Here is a 17,481-nt window from a genome sequence, read left to right on the forward strand (position 1 = left end):
ATGAATCCGCCTCTGCCGTGGTTGTTGATATATCCGGAGAACTCCGGAGCACGGGAGGAATCGTGGGCAAGAACTACGTCGACATCGAGAACGACCAGGGCGCGACGCTGCGGTATCGCAAGCACGCGAACGGCCGGGGTCTCGTCGCGCACGGCGCGAAGGTGCACCCGAAAGCGCACATCGAGGCCGGTGCGTATATCGAACCGGGGGCGCGCGTCGGCGCCGGGGCCACGATCGCCCGCGGCGCCTGGATCGACGAGGATGCCGTGATCGGCGAAGGCGCGTTCGTCGACGCGCACGCGCACGTCGGCCACGGTGCGGCGATCGGCGATCACGCCTACGTGGGTGTCCGCACCGACATCGGCGCCGGAGCGCGCATCGTCCGCGGCGCCAGGATCGGCGACGACGAGACGGTCGCCGCGGGACTCACCATCGCGACGGACCAGAAGGGCCTGTGGCTCGCGGCCTGACCGCCCGAGCCCTCGGCAGCATTACTGCTGCCTTTCCAGATGCCGGAACCGGCGTGAGCCGGTGATCGCCAGAACACCGAGCGTGACCAGTACCACGCCGAGTCCCGGTAGCGCGCTCGGCGACAGTCCACTGTCCGCCAGCGTGTCGGCTTGCGATGTACCGCCATCCGACGTGTCCGGGTCAGGCTCCGGCGGGAGCGGGATGAGTGTTCCCTGCCCGACGCCGCGTGCGGTCTGACGTTCCGCGAACCCGACGAACGAGACGGTCTGCGTGGACCCCGCATCGCTCGTCGCTAGCACCGCCTGGAACTCGGGCTGTTCATCCGAAGTGATGCCGGCGATGAGCCGGAACTCGCGGAGCGTTCCGGCCGGCACCTGTGCTTCCGGCACGACGCTGACGACCTGCGTGGCCGAATCGAGTCCCCCCGACACGGGCGTGCAACTCGCGGTCGGGATACCGACCGGCGCACCGAACTGCGCGTCGCTCGGATACGGATCTCCCGGCGTCCACGCGGCGTCGCGGTATTCGAGATGCAGCGCCGCGCAATCCACGACGCTGGCACCATCCATCAGGGCGAGATCGAGGTTGTACAGCGGAATAGCGCTGAAGTACCTCCACTCGAGGGATGTGTCGTCGAGCACCGTTCCATGTACGCCTACGGCCTCGGTACTGACGTCGGTGATGCGATAGATCCTCACCGTTGCAGGAAACTCGCCACTGGACACCGCGATGGGGATGCCGAAGGCCGACGGCGTCGCTGCGGCGGCCGAGGCGCTCACCCTGGCTTGAAACGTCCCGGAACCGCTGACGGCGGTATGCGTGTCCACGTACGCGGCGAACGTCACCGTCACGGTGTCGCCTGCCCCGGTGCCGATGGCGATCGTCTCACCGTCCGCGGAAAGGATGGGGAAGGGCGCCAGGTCGGCGACCGACGTCGTGACGCCTCCAGAGCTCCGGAACGTCATGGTGGCGGTGTCGCCGGCTGTGGCCTCGTCGGGGAGGGTGAAGGCGAACGACACATCGACGAGCGATCCATCGGGAATCGACGTGGGATCACTCGTCTGCTGCCACGGCGTTCCCAGCACCGGCGAGATCGTGATCGAAGTGAACACGTCCCCGATCTCGGCGGCCGAAGCCTGCCGTGGCGGCGAGGCGAATGCGAAGGCGAAAGCCAGCAACGAGACGGCCCCGATCGCTCCGAATGCTCTTCCTGCACTCATTTTCGCTCCGTCCCGCTGTGCTGCCGATGGCTCGGCGCCCGGTTCGTTCAAGGCCAGAGTCTCGCGAATCGGAGCGACGCACAAGCCGGTTCTGCGCCACGACTACAGCAGGCGCCGCTCCGACGCCCATGCGGTGAGTTCGTGCCGCGACGACAGCTGCAGCTTCCGCAGCACCGATGACACGTGCGTCTCGACCGTCTTGATCGAGATGAACAGCTCCGACGCCACCTCCTTGTAGGCGTACCCGCGGGCGATGAGGCGCATGACCTCCTGCTCGCGCGCCGAGAGCCGGTCGAGCTCGTCGGTCGCGGTGGCGGTCTCTCCGGAGACCGCCCCGAACGCGTCCAGCACGAAGCCGGCGAGTCGCGGCGAGAACACGGCGTCTCCCTCGGCCACCGCCCGCACCGCGCTGCTGACCTCGATGCCGGACGAGCCCTTGGTGATGTAGCCCCTGGCCCCCGCACGGATCACCCGCACCACGTCGGCCGCCGCATCCGAGACGCTCAGCGCGAGGAACCGTGCGCCGGTGGGTGCCGAACCGCGGATCACGGCTTCGCCGCCGGCCGCATCGTCGCCGCTTCCGCCGGGCAGATGCACGTCGAGAAGAACGACATCCGGCCGTGTCGCGCCGATCACGGTGATGGCGGAGGGCACGTCGGCCGCTTCGCCGACCACGTCGACGCCCGCGTCGAGATCGGCACGCAGGCCGGAGCGGAAGATCGAGTGGTCGTCGACGATCACGACCCGGATGCTGTCAGCCACGTTGTTCCTCCCGAGCGGGTGCCGGCCGCGCGGCCGGGCGATCCTGGAGCGGGCCCGTCATGATCCGCAGGTGCACCTCGGTGCCGTTCTCGTCGCTGCGGACCGCTCCGCTGCCACCCGCACGCCGCATGCGCCCGATGATCGACTCCCGCACGCCCAGCCGATCGCTGGGCACGTCGTCGAGGCGGAACCCTGCACCTCGGTCACGGATGAACACGTCGACGCCCGAAGCGCTCCCCTCGATGTACACCGAGATCTCGCCACCCGCATGACGGGCTGCGTTCAGGATCGCCTCCCTGGCGGCCGCCGCGAGCTCCCCGCTCGCACGTTCGGTCGACAGTCCGGCCGAGACCACGTCGATGCGCACCGGATAGTCGAGCTCGAGCGCTCCCGCATAGTCGCGCAGGTCTGTCGGAAGGTCGCTGTCGGCCGGGGCGTCCCCGTCGTACAGCCACGCACGCAGCTCGCGCTCCTGCGCCCTGGCGAGGCGCGCGGCCTCGCTGGAGGCCCCCGCCCTGTTCTGGATCAGCGCCAGCGTCTGCAGCACCGAGTCGTGCAGGTGCGCGGCCATCTGGCTGCGCTGCTCCTCGCGGATGCGGCGCACGCGTTCACCCGAGAGCTCGCGCCATCGGGGGATCAACGTCGACGACACCACGGCCGCGAGTCCGCCCAGAGGAAGGAGCACGAGTGCCACGCCGGATCTGGCGACGGGCCAGGACAGCAGGATCATGAACAGCAGAGCCAGCAGCAGGATCGAGAGGATCCGGATGCTCAGGGTGTGCCGGGGTCCTCGAGCCGTGTCCGTGCGGTCGATCAGCGTGGCCCAGAGCCCGGCACCCGTCGCGAACGCCGCCGTACCGCCCACGACCAACGCGGCGAGGTCCGGCGGGATCGATCCGCTCAACCAGTCGCTGCCCCCGCGCCAGACCAGCACGACGAGCATTCCCACGGCCGCGGGAGCGAGCAGCAGCCAGGCCACCGGCATCCGCCTCGTCGGCGCACCCTCCCCCTGCTCCCACGGCGTGAACATCCAGCACCAGGCGTAGAGGAGCACTCCTGCGCCGCCGCACAGGGTGAGGGCGATGAACAGTGTCCGCACGGTCCACACCCGCACGCCGAGATGACGCGCGAGCCCGGTGCTGACGCCGGCGACCAGGCAGTCGCGATCGCGGCTCAACGGCGGGCGCGGCGGTGCCGCGGCACGCGGGGGTCGCGCGGGAACGTGCGCCGAAGAGGACATGTGGCAATCCAATCACCCGCACGTGTGCTCCGGGGGCTCCCCTGCCCGGAATCAGGGTCCGTTCAGGGGTTCCCCCCATGGCAGCAATCCCGCTGTCGCCGCCAGGATCGAAGCATGACGATTCCGACTGCGCCCCCACCCCCCGCCGACCCCGCCGCTCCGGCCGTCGGCGCTCCGGGCACCGACATCCCGCGCGGTGCCGATCGCTTCCTGCTCTGGGTCGCCGGTCTCGGCGTCGCCCGTTCCGAGGGCTGGCTCGGCGGTGTCGCCGCCGGCATCGCCGCCCGCCTCCGCATCGACCCGCTGATCGTGCGGGGTGTGCTCGTGGTCGCGGCCCTGTTCGGACTGCCGGTGATCTTCCTCTACGCCGCCGCCTGGGCACTGCTGCCCGACATCGACGGACGTGTGCACGTGCGCGACCTCCTGCGCCGCGATTACCAGCCCGTGCAGTGGGGCATCCTGGCGATGGGCGTCATCGGCCTGTTCCCGACCGCGCCCCTCGCCGGCCGCCTGTTCGGGCTCGGATACGACGGCTGGTCCGCTCTGTCCCTCATCAGCTGGATCCTCGGGCTGGTGCTCGTCGCCGGCCTGCTCTTCCTGATCTTGCGCGCGGCCAGCCGCACGCCGGGAGCTTCCGCGTCCGATCTGCCGATGGCTTCCGCAGATCAGACGGCCCCGGCCGCGTCCGCTCCCCTCGACGGTTCGGGTACCGCCGAGGGGGCGGACGCCACTCTCTCCACGCAGGCGCTCCCCGCTGCCGACACCGTGACGGAGCCCGCCGCGCCGGATGCCGGGCTCGGGCTGACCCCGCCGGCGCCGCCGGCCCCGCTGCCGCCCGGATCCCAGGACCCTCTCGCCCTCGAGGCGTGGCGCGCCCAGCATGCCGCCTGGAAGGAACAGGATCAAGCGTGGCGGCGCCAGCAGCAGGATGTCGAACGGGCCGCCCGCGACCAGCTGCGCCGGGAGCGCCAGGCTGAGGCCGCCGTGTTCGCCGCGGAGGCGGCCGAGCGCCGCCGCATCCGCCGCGCATCGAACCCGCGAGCGGGCTTCGCCTTCGCCGCGACCATGATCGGCCTCGCCATCATCACGGGTGCCGCCGTCGGTCTCGTCGCCGGTGGGGAAGCCCTCGGCGGGGCACTGGGCCTGCTCGCCACCGCCCTCATCCTCGCCCTCGGGATGATCGTCGCCGGGGCGTTCCGTCGGCGGAGCGGCTTCCTGGCCTTCGCGACAGTGCTCACGCTGGTGGGCGGACTGGTGGCCGGTGCATTCTCGGCCTTCCCGGGCGTCACACTCGGCTATGCCTCGATCGGCAACAACGCGCCCGCTCATGTGCGCCAGCCCTTCGGAGATGTGTACGTCACGCTGAACCCGCACGACGACAGCCCCCGGTCGATCGTCGTGGACAAGGGTTCCGGGAACACCTTCATCTATGTGCAGCCGGGAGTGGAGCTCGATCTGCGCGCCACCGTCGATACGGCCACCGTCTCCTGGACGCGGCAGGACGAGGAAAGAGGCGGGATCGTCGACAGCGGCGTCTGGCCCGTCGAGGAACGCGACGGACGCTCATCCGTGTCGGTGAAGATCGCCGCGGAGAACGCCTCGACGACCACGGTCCAGCCGGTCACCATCCATCAGACCAGCGGCGAGATCGCCGTCATCGTCATCGAGCCCGCGAAGGAAGACCAGTGATGAGCACGCCGACGATCACCGAGACGACCACCCCGCCCCGCACCCGTTGGGCCGCCATCATCTGGGGGCTCCTGTTCGCCGCCGTCGCGGGAGGTGCCCTCTGGGCGCTCGCCGACGAAGCCCGACGAGAAGCGGTCGCGGAGGCGCTCCTGACTCTGACCCCGCCCACGATCATCACGATCCTGCTGCTGACCGCGGGGGTGCTGCTGCTCGTCGGCGGCGCCACGGGACTCATCCGCCGGGCGCAGCGCAAGCTCGCGGCCGCGACCCCCGCTGCGTCGCCGGAGGTGCCGGGGCCGCTCGCCGAGTAGCCTGGTCCCCATGGCGAATCAGGGAAGACGGCCCGCGAAGGGCGCAAGCCGCGGCACACCGGTTCGCCGGAACAAGGCCGCTCCTGCCGAGCGCTTCCCCCCGCAGAAGCCGAAGAAGAAGACCACCAAGGTGGTCTTCGACTCTCCGCAGCCCGAACCCGAGGCACCCCGCACCTTCCGTCTGGGCGCGGTGCCCGGCGCGACGCCGGGCAGGTGGGTCGATGCGTGGAAGCAGCGGATGCCGCACGTTCCGCTCGAACTCGTGGAGATCGAGGCGGCGTCCTCGCGGGCAGCGCTGGACGATCTCGATGCCGCCCTGGTGCGTCTGCCCCTCCTGGACGAGTCGTTGCACATCATCCCGCTCTACGACGAGCTCCCCGTCGTGGTCGCCGCGGCGGACTCGCATCTGATGGCGGCCGATGACCTCACGGCGGCAGACCTGGAGGGCGAGATCGTGATCGCGCTGACCGACGATGTGCTCGGTCCCCTCGATCTCCCGGGCGCACTCCCGGCGACGTTCGCGGCGCTGCCCACCGATGACGCGATCGCGACCGCGGCATCCGGAGTCGGCATCGTGATCGTCCCGATGTCGCTCGCCCGCAAGCACCACCGCAAGGACGCCGACCACCGCATCCTCACGGACGGACCGACCTCGACCGTGGCCCTGGCCTGGCCCCGCGAGCGCACCACACCCGATGTCGAGACGTTCGTGGGCATCGTCCGCGGCCGCACGGCGAACTCCTCGCGCTGACGACCGCGACGGCCGACCGCCGCACGCTCGTTAGAATCTCCTGATGGCCTCGCTTCTCTACATCTGCGTGCGTCCCGAGATCGGGGCGGCGGATGCCGAGCACGCTTCGTTCCGGCGGGCGCTGGGCGTGGACGTGGTCGACCGGCTCGACCTGCTGCAGACGCCGTTGCACATCGAGCGCCTGCGCGGCTACCGCGGCGTCGTGGTCGGCGGCTCGCCCTTCAACGTCTCCGACGCCGTGAAGACTGCGGAGCAGATGCGCGTCGAAGCCGATCTGCGGACTCTCGCCGATGCGGCGATGGCGACGGAGATCGCGGTGTTCTTCACCTGTTTCAGCATCGGAGTCGTCACCCGCATGCTCGGTGGCGACGTCGTGACCGACACCCCCGAGCCCGCGAGCGCCACCGTGATCGAGACGACCCCCGAGGGCGCGCTCGACCCGGTTTTCGGTCCCAGCGGCTCCGCCCTCACCGTGTTCACCGCGCATAAGGAGAGCGCAGCGAACGTGCCTCCCGGTGCGGTGCTGCTGGCGACGAACGAGGTCTGCCCTGTGCAGGCCTACCGCGTGGGCACGCACCTGTATGCGGCGCAGTTCCACCCCGAGCCCACCCCTCGCGACTTCGCCGACCGGATGACCTTCTACCGCACCACCGGCTACTTCGACCCCGACGAGTTCGACGCGGTTCAGCAGCAGGTGCTCGCCGCATCCGTCACCGAGGGCGCAGCACTCCTGCGCCGATTCGCCGAGACCTTCGCCTGAGTCGGTCCGCCGGAGTCGCTTCGCCGGCGTCAGCTCGACGCGGAGTCGCGCAGCAGCGCCACGCGCTCGCGCAGGTATGCCTCCAGCGGCATGAATCCACCGGCGGTGCTCCACCGCACGGAGGGGACCGCATCGATGAGGGCGAGCGGACCCGAGGAACCGCCGGCATCCACCGCATCGACGTCGATCACGCTCCACCCCACGTGCACCACGTCGCCCTCGTCGAAGCCGCCGCGCAGGGCCTCGGCACGGCGCTCGGCGCGCTCCCTCGCCGACTCGGCCGTGTAGCCGCGGCGACCGGGGTCGGCGGCGCGCAACACTTCATTCGTGGCCAGCGCATGCGTATCGGTCAGCAGCAGCACGCCCAGGTGCCAGGCCGCGCCGACCCGCACGATGCGACGCCCGCGCCACCGGGAGTCGCGCTGCTCGCCGAGGCCCTCCTTCGGAGCGTCCTTCAGGTCCTTCGCGGCCTGGGTCAGGAGGGCGGATGCGGTGGTCACAGTTCTCCCTGCGTGGATTCGGCGGCGTGCGTCGGCCCGACGACCTCGGCGCGATCGCCGCGGAGTGTCATGCCGATGAGCGGATACAGCAGCACCGACAGCATGCCGGCCCCGACCAGCGCCGCGGCCGTGCCGGTGTCGAGCATCTTCTGGTCGACGCCGATGGCCGTCACCGCGACGATGATCGGCAGGCCGGTCGCGGCGAGGAGCCCGAGGGCCGCCCGATCGCGCACGCTCGCACCGTGCGGAACAGAGAGCTGCGCCGCCGATCCACGGATCACCAGCAGGGCGACCAGGAAGATCGGCACCAGTGCGAGCGCGGACGACGAGGTGAGCAGCGCCTGCAGGTCGAAGGTGACGCCGGTGTAGAGGAAGAAGATCGGCACGAGGAAACCGAAGGCGATCGCCTCGATCTTGCTCTCGACCTCTTCCGCGTCCTTCTTCGGGGCGCGCGCCATGATGATGCGCCAGATCGCACCTGCCACGAAGGCGCCGAGCAGCATGTCGAGGTCGAGCATGACGCTGAGGCCGACGAGCGCGGCGATGAGGAGGATCACGAAGCGTACGCCGAACTGGTCGGAGGTGTGCAGCGTGGCGCGCACGATACGGTGCAGCCGTCCATGCGGCACACGATTGGCGAGAAGCACGGCGAGACCGGCGAGCACGACGAAGGTCAAGAGGATCACGGTGGCGATCGGCGTCGTCCGCGTGCTCAGGAAGATCGAGATCGCGATGAGCGGCAGGAACTCGCCGACCGCGCCGATCGCGCTGATCGCACGGCCGAAGGGGGTGTCGAGCTCGCGGGCATCGCGCAGGATGGGCATCAGCGTGCCCAACGCGGTCGAGCTCAGCGCGATGCCGATCACCACCATGCCCTCCCCCGGCGCGAAGAAGAACCCCAGCCCGATGCCCAGCAGGACGCTGAGCAGCCACCCGAGCGATGCGCGCGCCAGCGGCTTGCCCGCGACCATCTTGAAGTCGATCTCGGTTCCGGCGACGAAGAACAGCAGCGCCAGGCCGAAGTCGCTGAGCTTCTCGAGCAGCGGTCCCGGCTCGACCCAGCCGAGCACGGCCGGGCCGACGAGGATGCCGAGCACGAGCTCGAACACGACGATGGGCACCCGCACCACGGGTCGCACACCACGCGCGAGCAACGGCGCGGCGACCGCCAGCAGGGGGATCAGCACCAGACCGAGGTCGCTCGCTTCCATGCTCTCAGGGTAGGTGAGCCCGCCGCCTCGCGGGTGACGCGCTGCGGGTGATCTTTCGCGATTCGCCCGCTCGGCGCATCCACGGCAGAATCGATGCACACCCTCGAGGAGCCCCCATGTCTCAGCCCGATACCGCCCGCCTGCTCATCGCCTGCGACGACCAGCCCGGCATCGTCGCCGCCGTGGCCGGCGTGCTCGCGCAGCACGGGGCGAACATCATCTCGCTCGATCAGCACTCGACCGACTCCGAGGGGGGCCGCTTCTTCCAGCGCACGGTCATCCACCTCGACGGGCTGGCGGCCGCGCGTCCCGCACTGGAGGCCGACATCGCGGTCGTCGCCGAGCGCTTCCGCATGGAGTGGTCGCTGCATGACGTGGCCCGTCGCAAGCGCGTCGCGATCTTCGTCTCGAAGTACGATCACTGCCTGATGGAGCTGCTCTGGCGCACCCAGCGGGGACAGCTCGACATCGACATCACGATGGTCGTCTCCAACCACCCCGACCTGGCGGAGGCCGTCCGCTCGTTCGGGGTGCCGTTCGTGCACATCCCCTCCGGCGACAAGTCCGCGATGGAGGAGCGACAGCTCGAACTGCTGCGTGGCAACGTCGACCTGGTCGTGCTCGCCCGCTACATGCAGATCCTCACCGACGACTTCATCACCCGTCTCGAAGCCCCGGTGATCAACATCCATCACTCGTTCCTGCCCGCGTTCATCGGGGCGAACCCGTATGCGCGCGCCAAGGATCGCGGCGTCAAGCTCATCGGCGCGACCGCGCACTACGCGACCGCCGACCTCGACGAGGGACCGATCATCGAGCAGGATGTCACGCGCGTGACCCACTCCGAGTCGGCGGCCGAGCTGCAGAGCCGCGGTGCCGACGTCGAGCGCCTGGTGCTCGCCCGCGCCGTGCAGTGGCACGCCGAGGACCGCGTGATCGTGCACGGAAAGTCCACCGTCATCCTCTAGAGCAGCGTCTGGCTCGTGGAGCAGCGTCTGGCTCGCGAGGGTTCCGGTCGCACTCCCTGTCGCTCCGAGGCCGTCAGCGCGGCAGGAACTGCGACCGGAACGCCGCAGAGCGAGCGTCAGCGAGCATCAAGGAGCCCCCGGAACCCCCGCGAGCAGTTCGGCGAACACGTCCGCGGCGGTTTCATGGCGCACCAGCGGCGCGGCCTGCCCCATCCACAGCGACTGCAACGCGCCCAGGTTCTGCTCGCCGGCCGCTGTGCGAAAACGTCCGGTGAGCCAGTTCTGCATCGGGAACGGCGCGATCGTGCCGCTCGCCTCGATCGCCCGCACCACGCGGTTGCGCGCACCCCGGGCGAGGCGTCCGCTCATCGCGCGCGTGAGCACGGTCTCGTCGGCGGCGGTCGAGCGGATCGCGTCACGGTGCGCCTGGTTCGCCGCCGACTCCGCCGTCGCGAGGAAGGCCGTACCGACCTGCACACCGGTGGCGCCCAGAGCGAACGCCGCGGCCGCGCCGCGCCGGTCGGTGATGCCTCCCGCGGCGATCACGGGCACGTCGACCGCATCGACGACCTGCGGGATCAGGGCGAACGTCCCGACGAGCGACTCCTCGGCAGGGCGCAGGAACGACACCCGATGACCGGCGGCCTCCGCGCCGGTGGCGACCACGGCATCCACTCCTGCTGCGGCGAGCGCGACCGCCTCCGCCACCGTTGTCGCCGTGCCGACGATCCGGACGCCGCGACGTCGGGCCTCCTCCACCAGCGCGTCGGAGGGCACCCCGAACACCACGCTCAGCACCGCGGGGTCGATCTCCCAGATGGCGTCGAGCTGCTCATCGAGGGAGGGCGTATAGCGCTCGGGTCTTCCGGGAACCTCGACCCCCACGGCTTCGTAGAAGGGCTCAAGTGCCTGCGCGAACACCGTGTGCTGCGGGTTCGGTTCGACCTCATCGCCTCTGGGCAGCCAGATGTTCACCGCGAACGGTCGATCGGTCAGGGAACGCAGCTCGGCCCCGGTCGCGCGGATGCGATCGCCGTCGTAGCCGTACAAGCCGAACGATCCCAGTCCGCCCGCATCGCTCACGGCCGCGGTGAGCGCCGTCGAGGAGAGCCCGCCGAAGGGGCCGAGGATGATCGGATGCTCGATGCCGAGCAGGGCGCGCAGGTCACTCATGCTTCGACGTTACGCCCGCGGCGCAGGTATCGTCCCCGTTCGGATCGCGCGAACGGTTGCATTCGAGCCGCCGATGCGACGCTTCGCGCGATTCGAAGCCGGGGCGAAGCGCAGACCCCGGTGATACCCTCGTCGCAGGGAGGAGCGCGCACATGAGCGAGTGGTTCGGGCAGATGCTGAGCTTCGTCGCGACCGCGCTCGGTCTCGTCTCGATGCCGGATGCGGCGGCCCTCGGCCTCGCGATCGCGCTGCTGGCCGTGACCGCCCTCACGCTCGCCATCGTGCTGAGCGTGCGCCCCGGAGCCACAGCCGACGCCCCGCATCCGCTGCGCGCGATCGACATCGGCACCCTCCTCACGCAGAGCGATCCTGATGCCGCCGGGCATCCGCGCCCTCGGGCGCCGGGAATCGCGACCGCCGCGTAGTCCGTTCACACGACGGGATCACGCGGCTTTCGCCGACCCTTCCCGACGCCACGAACGGACACCCGCATGGACATCTTCGCCTTCCCCCCTCTCGCCGCCCTCCTCGACGCCGCCTACGGTGCCCTGACCGGGCTCTCCGACCTCCTCACCCCCCTCGCCGGTGCCTCGGCGGCCGCCCTCGCGGTGGTCCTCGTCACCCTGCTGGTGCGGGCGCTGCTCATTCCCGTCGGCATCTCCCAGGCCAAGGCCGAGCAGACCAGGGCGCGCCTCGCCCCGAAGCTGCGTGAGCTGCAGCGCCGCCATAAGAAGAACCCCGAGCGCCTGCAGAGGGAGACGCTGGCGCTGTACAAGGCCGAGAACACGTCGCCGTTCGCCGGGATGCTTCCCGTGCTGGCACAGGCTCCGGTCGTCGGCATCCTCTACACGCTGTTCCTCCGACCGGAGATCGCGGGGCACCCGAACGAACTGCTCGCACACGACCTGTTCGGTGCGCCGCTCGGGACGAGCCTGGTGTCGGCGCTCTTCGGCGGCACGGCGACCACTGCCACGTTCCTCGTCTTCGGCGCGCTGCTGGCGGTGATGATCGTCGTCGCCGAGATCACCCGTCGCGTCTTCCGTCCGGCACCGGTGGCGGGCGACGGCTCTCCGCTGAACTCCCCCGCCATGCTGCGCGTCGTCTCGGCGATGCACTACCTCACCGCCGTCTTCGCCGCGTTCGTCCCGCTCGCTGCCGCGCTGTATCTCACGGTCACCGTGGTGTGGACGCTCGTGCAGCGTGTCATCCTGCGGCGGCGGTTCCCGCTGCCGACGCCCGCGGTCAGTCGGGCAGCGGTATCGGCGCGGTGAAGGGGCCGGAGGGGCCGCCGTCGCGACGGTCCCTCCGTACGCCGAGCGTGGTGCCGACGCTCGCGGCGATCACGAGCCCGACGGCGAGCATCCGCAGCGGTGTCGCGTCCTGCCCGAGGATGAGCCACCCGGCGAGGGTCGCGAACGCGGGTTCGAGGCTCAGCAGCACCCCGAACACCCGCTGCGGCAGACGGCGCAACGCCGCGAGTTCGAAGCTGTAGGGGATCACCGACGACAGCACCGCGGTGATCGCCGCGAGCAGCAGGAGCTGCGGGTCCATCGCGACCGTCGATGCGGCGGGGATACCGACCGGGATGAGGAGCACGGCCGCGACCACGAGGCCCATCGCCAGTCCGCTGCTCCCGGGGATCAGCGCGCCGACACGGGCGCTCATCCGGATGTACATCACCCAGAAGCCGGCGGCGATGAGGATGAACACGACCCCGAGCGGATCGAGCGGCTCGGCGCCGATCATGCCGTCGATGCCCAGGACGACCATGCCGAGCAGGGCGACCCCGACCCAGGCGAAGTCCGCGAGCTTGCGGGTGAGCACGGCGGCGAGCACGAGCGGACCGAGGAACTCGATCGCGACGGCGGGGCCCAGCGGGATGCGATCGATCGCGGCGTAGAAGAAGCCGTTCATCGCGGCGAGCGAGACACCGAAGAGCACCGCGGCGAGCCACTGCGGGCGGGTCCACTTCCGCGGTCGCGGGCGCACGATGACGGCGAGCAGGATCGCGGCGATCGCGACGCGCAGCGAGGTCACGCCCCACGGCCCGAGCACGGGGAAGAGCTGGGCCGCGACCGCGGCCCCGAAAGGGAGCGAGAGGCAGGAGCCGATGACGAGCGCGACCCCCACGAGGGGACTGGACGCGGCGGGCTTCTGCACCAGACAAGCTTAGGCGGCGGCCCCCGGCCGGACCGCCGCCTCGACGCAGATCAGAGAGCCTTGCCGCCCGTGACCGCGATGACCGATCCGGAGGTGTACGACGACTCGGACGATGCCAGGTACACGTACGCCCCGGCCAGTTCTGCCGGCTGTCCCGCCCGGCCCAACGGGGTGTCGTCTCCGAAGGTCGCCAGCCGCTCGGCGTCCCACCCGGTCGCCGGGATCAGCGGCGTCCAGATCGGCCCGGGCGCGACGGCGTTGACCCGGATGCCCCTGGGCCCTGCCTCCTCCGCGAGCGCCTTCACGAACGCCACCTGCGCCGCCTTCGTCATGGCGTAGTCGATCAGTCCCGGCGAAGGGTTGTACGCCTGCACGGACGCGGTCACGATGATGCTCGCTCCAGGCTCGAGCCGGGGGTAGGCCGCCCGTGCCGAGAACAGCATTCCCGCGAGGTTGGTGTCGAACACCCGGCGCATCCGCTCCGTCTCCAGGTTCTCGAAGCCGTCGATGTCGTGCTGGTAGCCGGCGTTGAGCACGAGCACGTCGAGTCCGCCGAGCGCACTCCGCGTCCCCGCCACGATCTCGGTCGCGAACGCCTCGTCCCGCAGGTCACCGGCGAAACCCACTCCGGTGCGTCCCGCCTCGCGGACCAGGGCGAGGGTGTCCTCCGCGTCGTCCTGCTCCTCGGGCATGTGCGCGATCGCGATGTCCGCGCCCTCGCGTGCGAAGGCGATCGCCACGGCCCGCCCGATGCCCGAGTCTCCGCCGGTGATGAGGGCGCGGCGTCCGTCCAGGCGGCCGTGGCCGACGTAGGTCCGCTCGCCGTGGTCCGGTTCGGGCCTGGTCTCCTCGGTCAGTCCCGGCTGGTCCTGGTGCTGTGCGGGGAAACCCTCCTCGCGGTGCGCGTGCCGTGGGTCGGTGGTGTCGTCGGTCATGGCCGATCCTCCTCGTCTCGTCGGACGTGTCGTCGTCGGAGCAACCCTCCCCGATCGTCCCGTCCTTCGTCAGGGGGTTGACAGATCTCGCCGTTCGCCAGGGTGCCGTCGATGTCCGGGGCGCAACGCCGAGACCCACCGACGGATGCTCCGCGCCGGTGGGTGTCGATGAGGTGCGTGGGCTCGAGGAGAGCCCCGGAGGTCAGAGCGGGGGCGTGACCGGAACCTCTCCGGCACCGGGCTCGTCGCCGGCCTCGGCCGGTTCGGGAACCAGGTACAGACCGCTCGGAGCGTTCGCCGTGAACGCCAGCGCCTCGATCCACGCGCGGTTGATCGAAGGCTGACGGCTGCCGAAGTACTTGAAGACCAGCGAGCTCCCGGGCTGGATCCAGACGGTCGTGCGCCCGCCGCCCACGCTCGCATCTTCGCGCCAGCTGAACGGGAACGGCTCGCCGCGCCGCAGCTTCGCGGTGATGACGAGTTGCAGGTGGGTGAGGGCGCGGTCCTCGATCTCGGTCTTCACGCCGCCTTCGTAGACGAACTTTCCCATTGGTGGTGCTCCTTGGTCGCTGCCTGGCCGAGACGACGGCTTCGATCCATTGTCGCGCACTCCTCCGCCGGATGCCGCCCTCACGAGCGGGTGTGCCCGATGCCGACTCGATACACCGAAGTCAACCCCCTCGGCGAGACATCGACCGGAGCCTAGCCTCGGGGTCACTCGAACTCGAGAAGGGCAATGCCATGAACGACCGACACATCGACGACCGTCCCGACGAGGGCTACACGCCGACGACCACCCACGCCCAGTGGGGCGCGGGAAACCCGCGGCTGCGCATCACGCGGGACGACGAACGCACCGAATTCGCCCTGGAAGACGACGTGGTGCGCATCGGCTCGGCCGACGGCAACGAGCTGCGCCTCGCCGACACCGACCCCGTGCATGCCACGATCACGCACGACGACCGCGACGAGTATGTGTTGACGATGCACGGCGAGGGCGAGACGAACGCGAGCCTGGGTGTGGACGCGACCCATGTCGATGAGGACTCCGAGACGCTGCGCACGGGAGCGCACTTCACGGCCGGTCCGTGGACTCTCGTGTTCGCGCGGGATGAGTTCGCCGATCACGGTCGCCCGTACGGAGGCCGCGCGGGCGGCGAGTACTCCGACCAGCCGCTCCAGCCTCCTCGCCCCGACTATGACGAGAGCGAAGAGCGATGACCACCACCCGCGATCTGATGACGCCGAGTCCGCGGTGCATCGGGGTGAACGATTCGCTGCGCATCGCCGCGTCCGTGATGGCGGATCTGGATGTCGGCGCCCTGCCGATCTGCGGCGAGGACAGCAAGCTGAAGGGCATGCTCACCGACCGCGACATCGTCGTCGGAGCGATCGCCCTCGGGATGGACCCGGAGACGACGCCGGCGTCCGCTCTCGCGAAGGGCAGGCCCGTCACTGTCGACGCCGACGACGACATCCGTGTGGCCCTCGATCGGATGCAGGAGAACCAGGTGCGACGCCTGCCGGTGATCGCCGATCGGCGGCTGGTCGGGATCGTCAGTCAGGCGGACATCGCCCGTTCGCTCTCCGCGGCGACGACCGGCAAGACGGTGGAGAGTATCTCACGGTGACCCTGCACGACGGCCCCACAGCCGATCCGGACACCGAGACGGACGACGCGGACGACACCGAGACAGACGGCGCGAGCGGCGGCCCCGGCATGCGCAGCCACATCGCGCGACTGAGTGAGCTGGCCGCCGAGCGACCGCTGCGGGTCGGGGTGGCGGAGTCGCTCACCGCCGGCCTGCTCGCGCACACCATCGGCTCCGGCGACGCGGCCTCGGACTGGTTCGCCGGCGGCGTCGTCGCCTACCGGACCGACGTCAAGGAGCGGGTGCTCGGGCTGACACCGGGGACCGATCCCTGCTCCGCCTCGTGCGCAGAACAGCTCGCCGCGGGGGCACGGCGCCTCTTCGACGCCGACATCGCCGTGTCGACCACGGGAGTCGGAGGCCCCGAGCCGCAGGGGGGTCACCCCGCGGGGACGGTCTACCTGGGCTGGGCCACCGCTGACGATACGGGTCATCGGAGGCTCGCTCTGGTCGGCGACCCGGAAGAGGTCCTGGCCGCGACCGTCGCCGCCGCCGTTCGCCTGCTCGCCTTCCATTCCGAGGGGCTCCGCCCGCTCGGGCCCCTGCGCGGTCAGGACGCCGACGAGTAGCGTCGGCGATACGGGCGTCACTGCCCCGGGATGAGCCCGATCCGCAGGGGCGCGCCCGGGCCGGCGGCTGCCGCCAGAGCCGCGTCGATCTCGAACAGCCCGCGCACCGCTCCGACCGCATCCGCGAACGGGTAGGCCCGCCCCCGTCCGGCGAGGAAGGCCACGGCATCGGCCAGTTCGGCACCGGTGTAGTTGTGGACACCGGCGACCGTGACCAGCCGTCGCACGATGCTCTCGGCATCGAACGGCACCGGGTCGGCGGGGAACACGCTCCCGACGAGCACGACCGTTCCCCCGACCGCGACACCCGCGAGTGCCTCGGCCACGGCATGCCCCGAGGCCTCGATCACCACGTCGGGTTCACGGGCGAGACCCGTCGCGCCGAAGCGTGCGGCGAGCGCACGTCGATCCGGATTGGGGTCGAGCACCTCGACGGTCGCGCCCTGCTCGGCTGCGATGGCCGCAGCCGACAGCCCGACAAGTCCGGCCCCGTGAATCCGCACGGCGGCCCCGTCCAGGTCGCGGTCCTTGGCGGCCCTCGCCACCGCCGCCCAGGCGGTCGCCGTGGCGCACGACGCGGGGGCGAGCACCGAGGCGGGGAGCGCCTCCGGCACCCGCACTATGGCCGTCCCCTCCCGCAGCTGCACATGACTCGCGAAGGCTCCGGTGAGATCGCCGTGCGCGCCGACGCGGTCGTGTCCGTACTTCCCCAGGTCGCGGCATTTCTGCGGCATGCCCTGCAGGCAGCGGTCGCAGCGCGCACACGACACCGTGACCGACCAGACCACCCGGTCGCCGATCCGCAGCGGAGTGCCGTCGACCGTGAGCGCTCCGGCGTCGCCGGTCGCGATCACCCGCCCGACGCTCTCGTGTCCGAGCACGAGGGGCGTCGGCGCGGATCGACGGCCCTGCACGGTGTGCACATCGGAACCGCAGATCGTCGACATCTCGACCGCCACGAGCACATCGCCGTCGGCGAGCGCGACCCCGGGCACGGCGATCGTCTCATGCGGATGGCCCTCGCCGATCCAGACCATCGCGGTCGCCGCCGGGCGCAGAGCGACGTCTCTCCGGTGTCCGGGAGGACGGATCAGCAGCGTTCCCATGTC

General features: G+C 70.7%; 21 protein-coding genes. 11 read left to right on the top strand and 10 right to left on the bottom strand.

Annotation, left to right across the window (positions count from 1 at the left end; genetic code table 11):
- The first annotated feature begins 62 nt into the window (after nt 1-62).
- Nucleotides 63-470: a DapH/DapD/GlmU-related protein gene (locus DW307_RS07830; protein ID WP_017829277.1), complete on the top strand. Its 408-nt coding sequence runs from the start codon at nt 63-65 to the stop codon at nt 468-470.
- 21 nt (nt 471-491) lie between these two features.
- Here DW307_RS07830 and DW307_RS07835 read toward each other — a convergent pair whose 3' ends face one another.
- From DW307_RS07835 to DW307_RS07845, 3 genes are all read right to left on the bottom strand, one after another.
- On the bottom strand, nt 492-1,691 hold the full coding sequence (locus tag DW307_RS07835; RefSeq protein WP_029259997.1) for an Ig-like domain-containing protein: 1,200 nt from the start codon (nt 1,689-1,691) through the stop codon (nt 492-494).
- Nucleotides 1,692-1,793: 102 nt separating this feature from the next.
- Nucleotides 1,794-2,453 carry a LuxR C-terminal-related transcriptional regulator gene (locus tag DW307_RS07840; protein ID WP_029259996.1) on the bottom strand — a complete coding sequence of 220 codons (660 nt, stop codon included), beginning with the start codon at nt 2,451-2,453 and terminating at the stop codon, nt 1,794-1,796.
- Entirely contained in the window at nt 2,446-3,693 is a 1,248-nt protein-coding gene (locus tag DW307_RS07845) for an ATP-binding protein (protein ID WP_240750552.1), read from the bottom strand. The genes DW307_RS07840 and DW307_RS07845 overlap by 8 nt, the downstream gene beginning before the upstream one ends.
- 114 nt (nt 3,694-3,807) lie before the next feature.
- On the opposite strand from DW307_RS07845, the gene DW307_RS07850 reads away from it, so the two are divergent.
- From DW307_RS07850 to DW307_RS07865, 4 genes are read left to right on the top strand one after another with little or no spacing between them, the layout of a single operon-like run.
- Nucleotides 3,808-5,382, top strand: coding sequence for a PspC domain-containing protein (locus DW307_RS07850; RefSeq protein WP_168441004.1), 1,575 nt, complete (start codon nt 3,808-3,810; stop codon nt 5,380-5,382).
- Nucleotides 5,382-5,693 (top strand): hypothetical protein, encoded by a 312-nt coding sequence (locus tag DW307_RS07855; protein ID WP_136024450.1) that lies wholly within the window; start codon nt 5,382-5,384, stop codon nt 5,691-5,693. Before DW307_RS07850 ends, DW307_RS07855 begins: the two co-directional genes overlap by 1 nt.
- A 10-nt stretch (nt 5,694-5,703) precedes the next feature.
- Nucleotides 5,704-6,444: a LysR family transcriptional regulator substrate-binding protein gene (locus DW307_RS07860; protein ID WP_136024451.1), complete on the top strand. Its 741-nt coding sequence runs from the start codon at nt 5,704-5,706 to the stop codon at nt 6,442-6,444.
- Between the two features lie 43 nt (nt 6,445-6,487).
- Complete coding sequence (locus DW307_RS07865; protein WP_136024452.1) at nt 6,488-7,204, top strand: glutamine amidotransferase-related protein; 717 nt, start codon at nt 6,488-6,490, stop codon at nt 7,202-7,204.
- A 29-nt stretch (nt 7,205-7,233) separates the two neighbouring features.
- On the opposite strand, the gene DW307_RS07870 is transcribed toward DW307_RS07865, so the two are convergent.
- Nucleotides 7,234-7,704 (bottom strand): hypothetical protein, encoded by a 471-nt coding sequence (locus DW307_RS07870; protein ID WP_021201195.1) that lies wholly within the window; start codon nt 7,702-7,704, stop codon nt 7,234-7,236.
- Nucleotides 7,701-8,915: a cation:proton antiporter gene (locus tag DW307_RS07875; RefSeq protein WP_021201196.1), complete on the bottom strand. Its 1,215-nt coding sequence runs from the start codon at nt 8,913-8,915 to the stop codon at nt 7,701-7,703. The genes DW307_RS07870 and DW307_RS07875 overlap by 4 nt, the downstream gene beginning before the upstream one ends.
- A 116-nt stretch (nt 8,916-9,031) precedes the next feature.
- On the opposite strand from DW307_RS07875, the gene purU reads away from it, so the two are divergent.
- Nucleotides 9,032-9,883: a formyltetrahydrofolate deformylase gene (gene purU / locus DW307_RS07880; protein WP_021201197.1), complete on the top strand. Its 852-nt coding sequence runs from the start codon at nt 9,032-9,034 to the stop codon at nt 9,881-9,883.
- A gap of 126 nt (nt 9,884-10,009) precedes the next feature.
- Here purU and DW307_RS07885 read toward each other — a convergent pair whose 3' ends face one another.
- Nucleotides 10,010-11,056, bottom strand: coding sequence for an NAD(P)H-dependent flavin oxidoreductase (locus DW307_RS07885; protein ID WP_136024453.1), 1,047 nt, complete (start codon nt 11,054-11,056; stop codon nt 10,010-10,012).
- A 152-nt stretch (nt 11,057-11,208) separates the two neighbouring features.
- Here DW307_RS07885 and DW307_RS07890 point away from each other — a divergent pair, with 152 nt between their 5' ends.
- A complete protein-coding gene (locus DW307_RS07890; protein ID WP_136024454.1) occupies nt 11,209-11,481 on the top strand; it encodes a DUF6412 domain-containing protein in 273 nt (90 codons plus the stop codon).
- Nucleotides 11,482-11,547: 66 nt separating this feature from the next.
- Nucleotides 11,548-12,327, top strand: a complete 780-nt coding sequence (locus DW307_RS07895; protein ID WP_136024455.1) for a YidC/Oxa1 family membrane protein insertase — start codon at nt 11,548-11,550, stop codon at nt 12,325-12,327.
- Here DW307_RS07895 and DW307_RS07900 read toward each other — a convergent pair.
- The 3 genes from DW307_RS07900 to DW307_RS07910 all read right to left on the bottom strand — a co-directional run bounded on the left by DW307_RS07900 (nt 12,299) and on the right by DW307_RS07910 (nt 14,701).
- The gene (locus DW307_RS07900; protein WP_136024456.1) at nt 12,299-13,216 is read right to left on the bottom strand and encodes an EamA family transporter; all 918 of its coding nucleotides are present in this window, start codon (nt 13,214-13,216) and stop codon (nt 12,299-12,301) included. The genes DW307_RS07895 and DW307_RS07900 overlap by 29 nt on opposite strands.
- Nucleotides 13,217-13,266: 50 nt before the next feature.
- Complete coding sequence (locus tag DW307_RS07905) at nt 13,267-14,151, bottom strand: SDR family oxidoreductase (protein WP_029267494.1); 885 nt, start codon at nt 14,149-14,151, stop codon at nt 13,267-13,269.
- A 202-nt stretch (nt 14,152-14,353) separates the two neighbouring features.
- Nucleotides 14,354-14,701, bottom strand: coding sequence for a DUF7882 family protein (locus DW307_RS07910; RefSeq protein ID WP_021201203.1), 348 nt, complete (start codon nt 14,699-14,701; stop codon nt 14,354-14,356).
- Between the two features lie 191 nt (nt 14,702-14,892).
- On the opposite strand from DW307_RS07910, the gene DW307_RS07915 reads away from it, so the two are divergent.
- The 3 genes from DW307_RS07915 to DW307_RS07925 are packed head-to-tail and all read left to right on the top strand — an operon-like array spanning nt 14,893 to nt 16,372.
- On the top strand, nt 14,893-15,372 hold the full coding sequence (locus DW307_RS07915; RefSeq protein ID WP_021201204.1) for a hypothetical protein: 480 nt from the start codon (nt 14,893-14,895) through the stop codon (nt 15,370-15,372).
- On the top strand, nt 15,369-15,782 hold the full coding sequence (locus DW307_RS07920; protein WP_021201205.1) for a CBS domain-containing protein: 414 nt from the start codon (nt 15,369-15,371) through the stop codon (nt 15,780-15,782). The genes DW307_RS07915 and DW307_RS07920 overlap by 4 nt, the downstream gene beginning before the upstream one ends.
- Nucleotides 15,779-16,372 carry a CinA family protein gene (locus DW307_RS07925; RefSeq protein WP_240750554.1) on the top strand — a complete coding sequence of 198 codons (594 nt, stop codon included), beginning with the start codon at nt 15,779-15,781 and terminating at the stop codon, nt 16,370-16,372. The genes DW307_RS07920 and DW307_RS07925 overlap by 4 nt, the downstream gene beginning before the upstream one ends.
- Before the next feature lie 17 nt (nt 16,373-16,389).
- Here DW307_RS07925 and DW307_RS07930 read toward each other — a convergent pair whose 3' ends face one another.
- A complete protein-coding gene (locus DW307_RS07930) occupies nt 16,390-17,478 on the bottom strand; it encodes an alcohol dehydrogenase catalytic domain-containing protein (RefSeq protein ID WP_136024457.1) in 1,089 nt (362 codons plus the stop codon).
- Between the last annotated feature and the right edge of the window lie 3 nt (nt 17,479-17,481).

This window comes from Microbacterium sp. K27 (assembly GCF_004794435.1).
Lineage (GTDB): Bacteria > Actinomycetota > Actinomycetes > Actinomycetales > Microbacteriaceae > Microbacterium > Microbacterium maritypicum_A.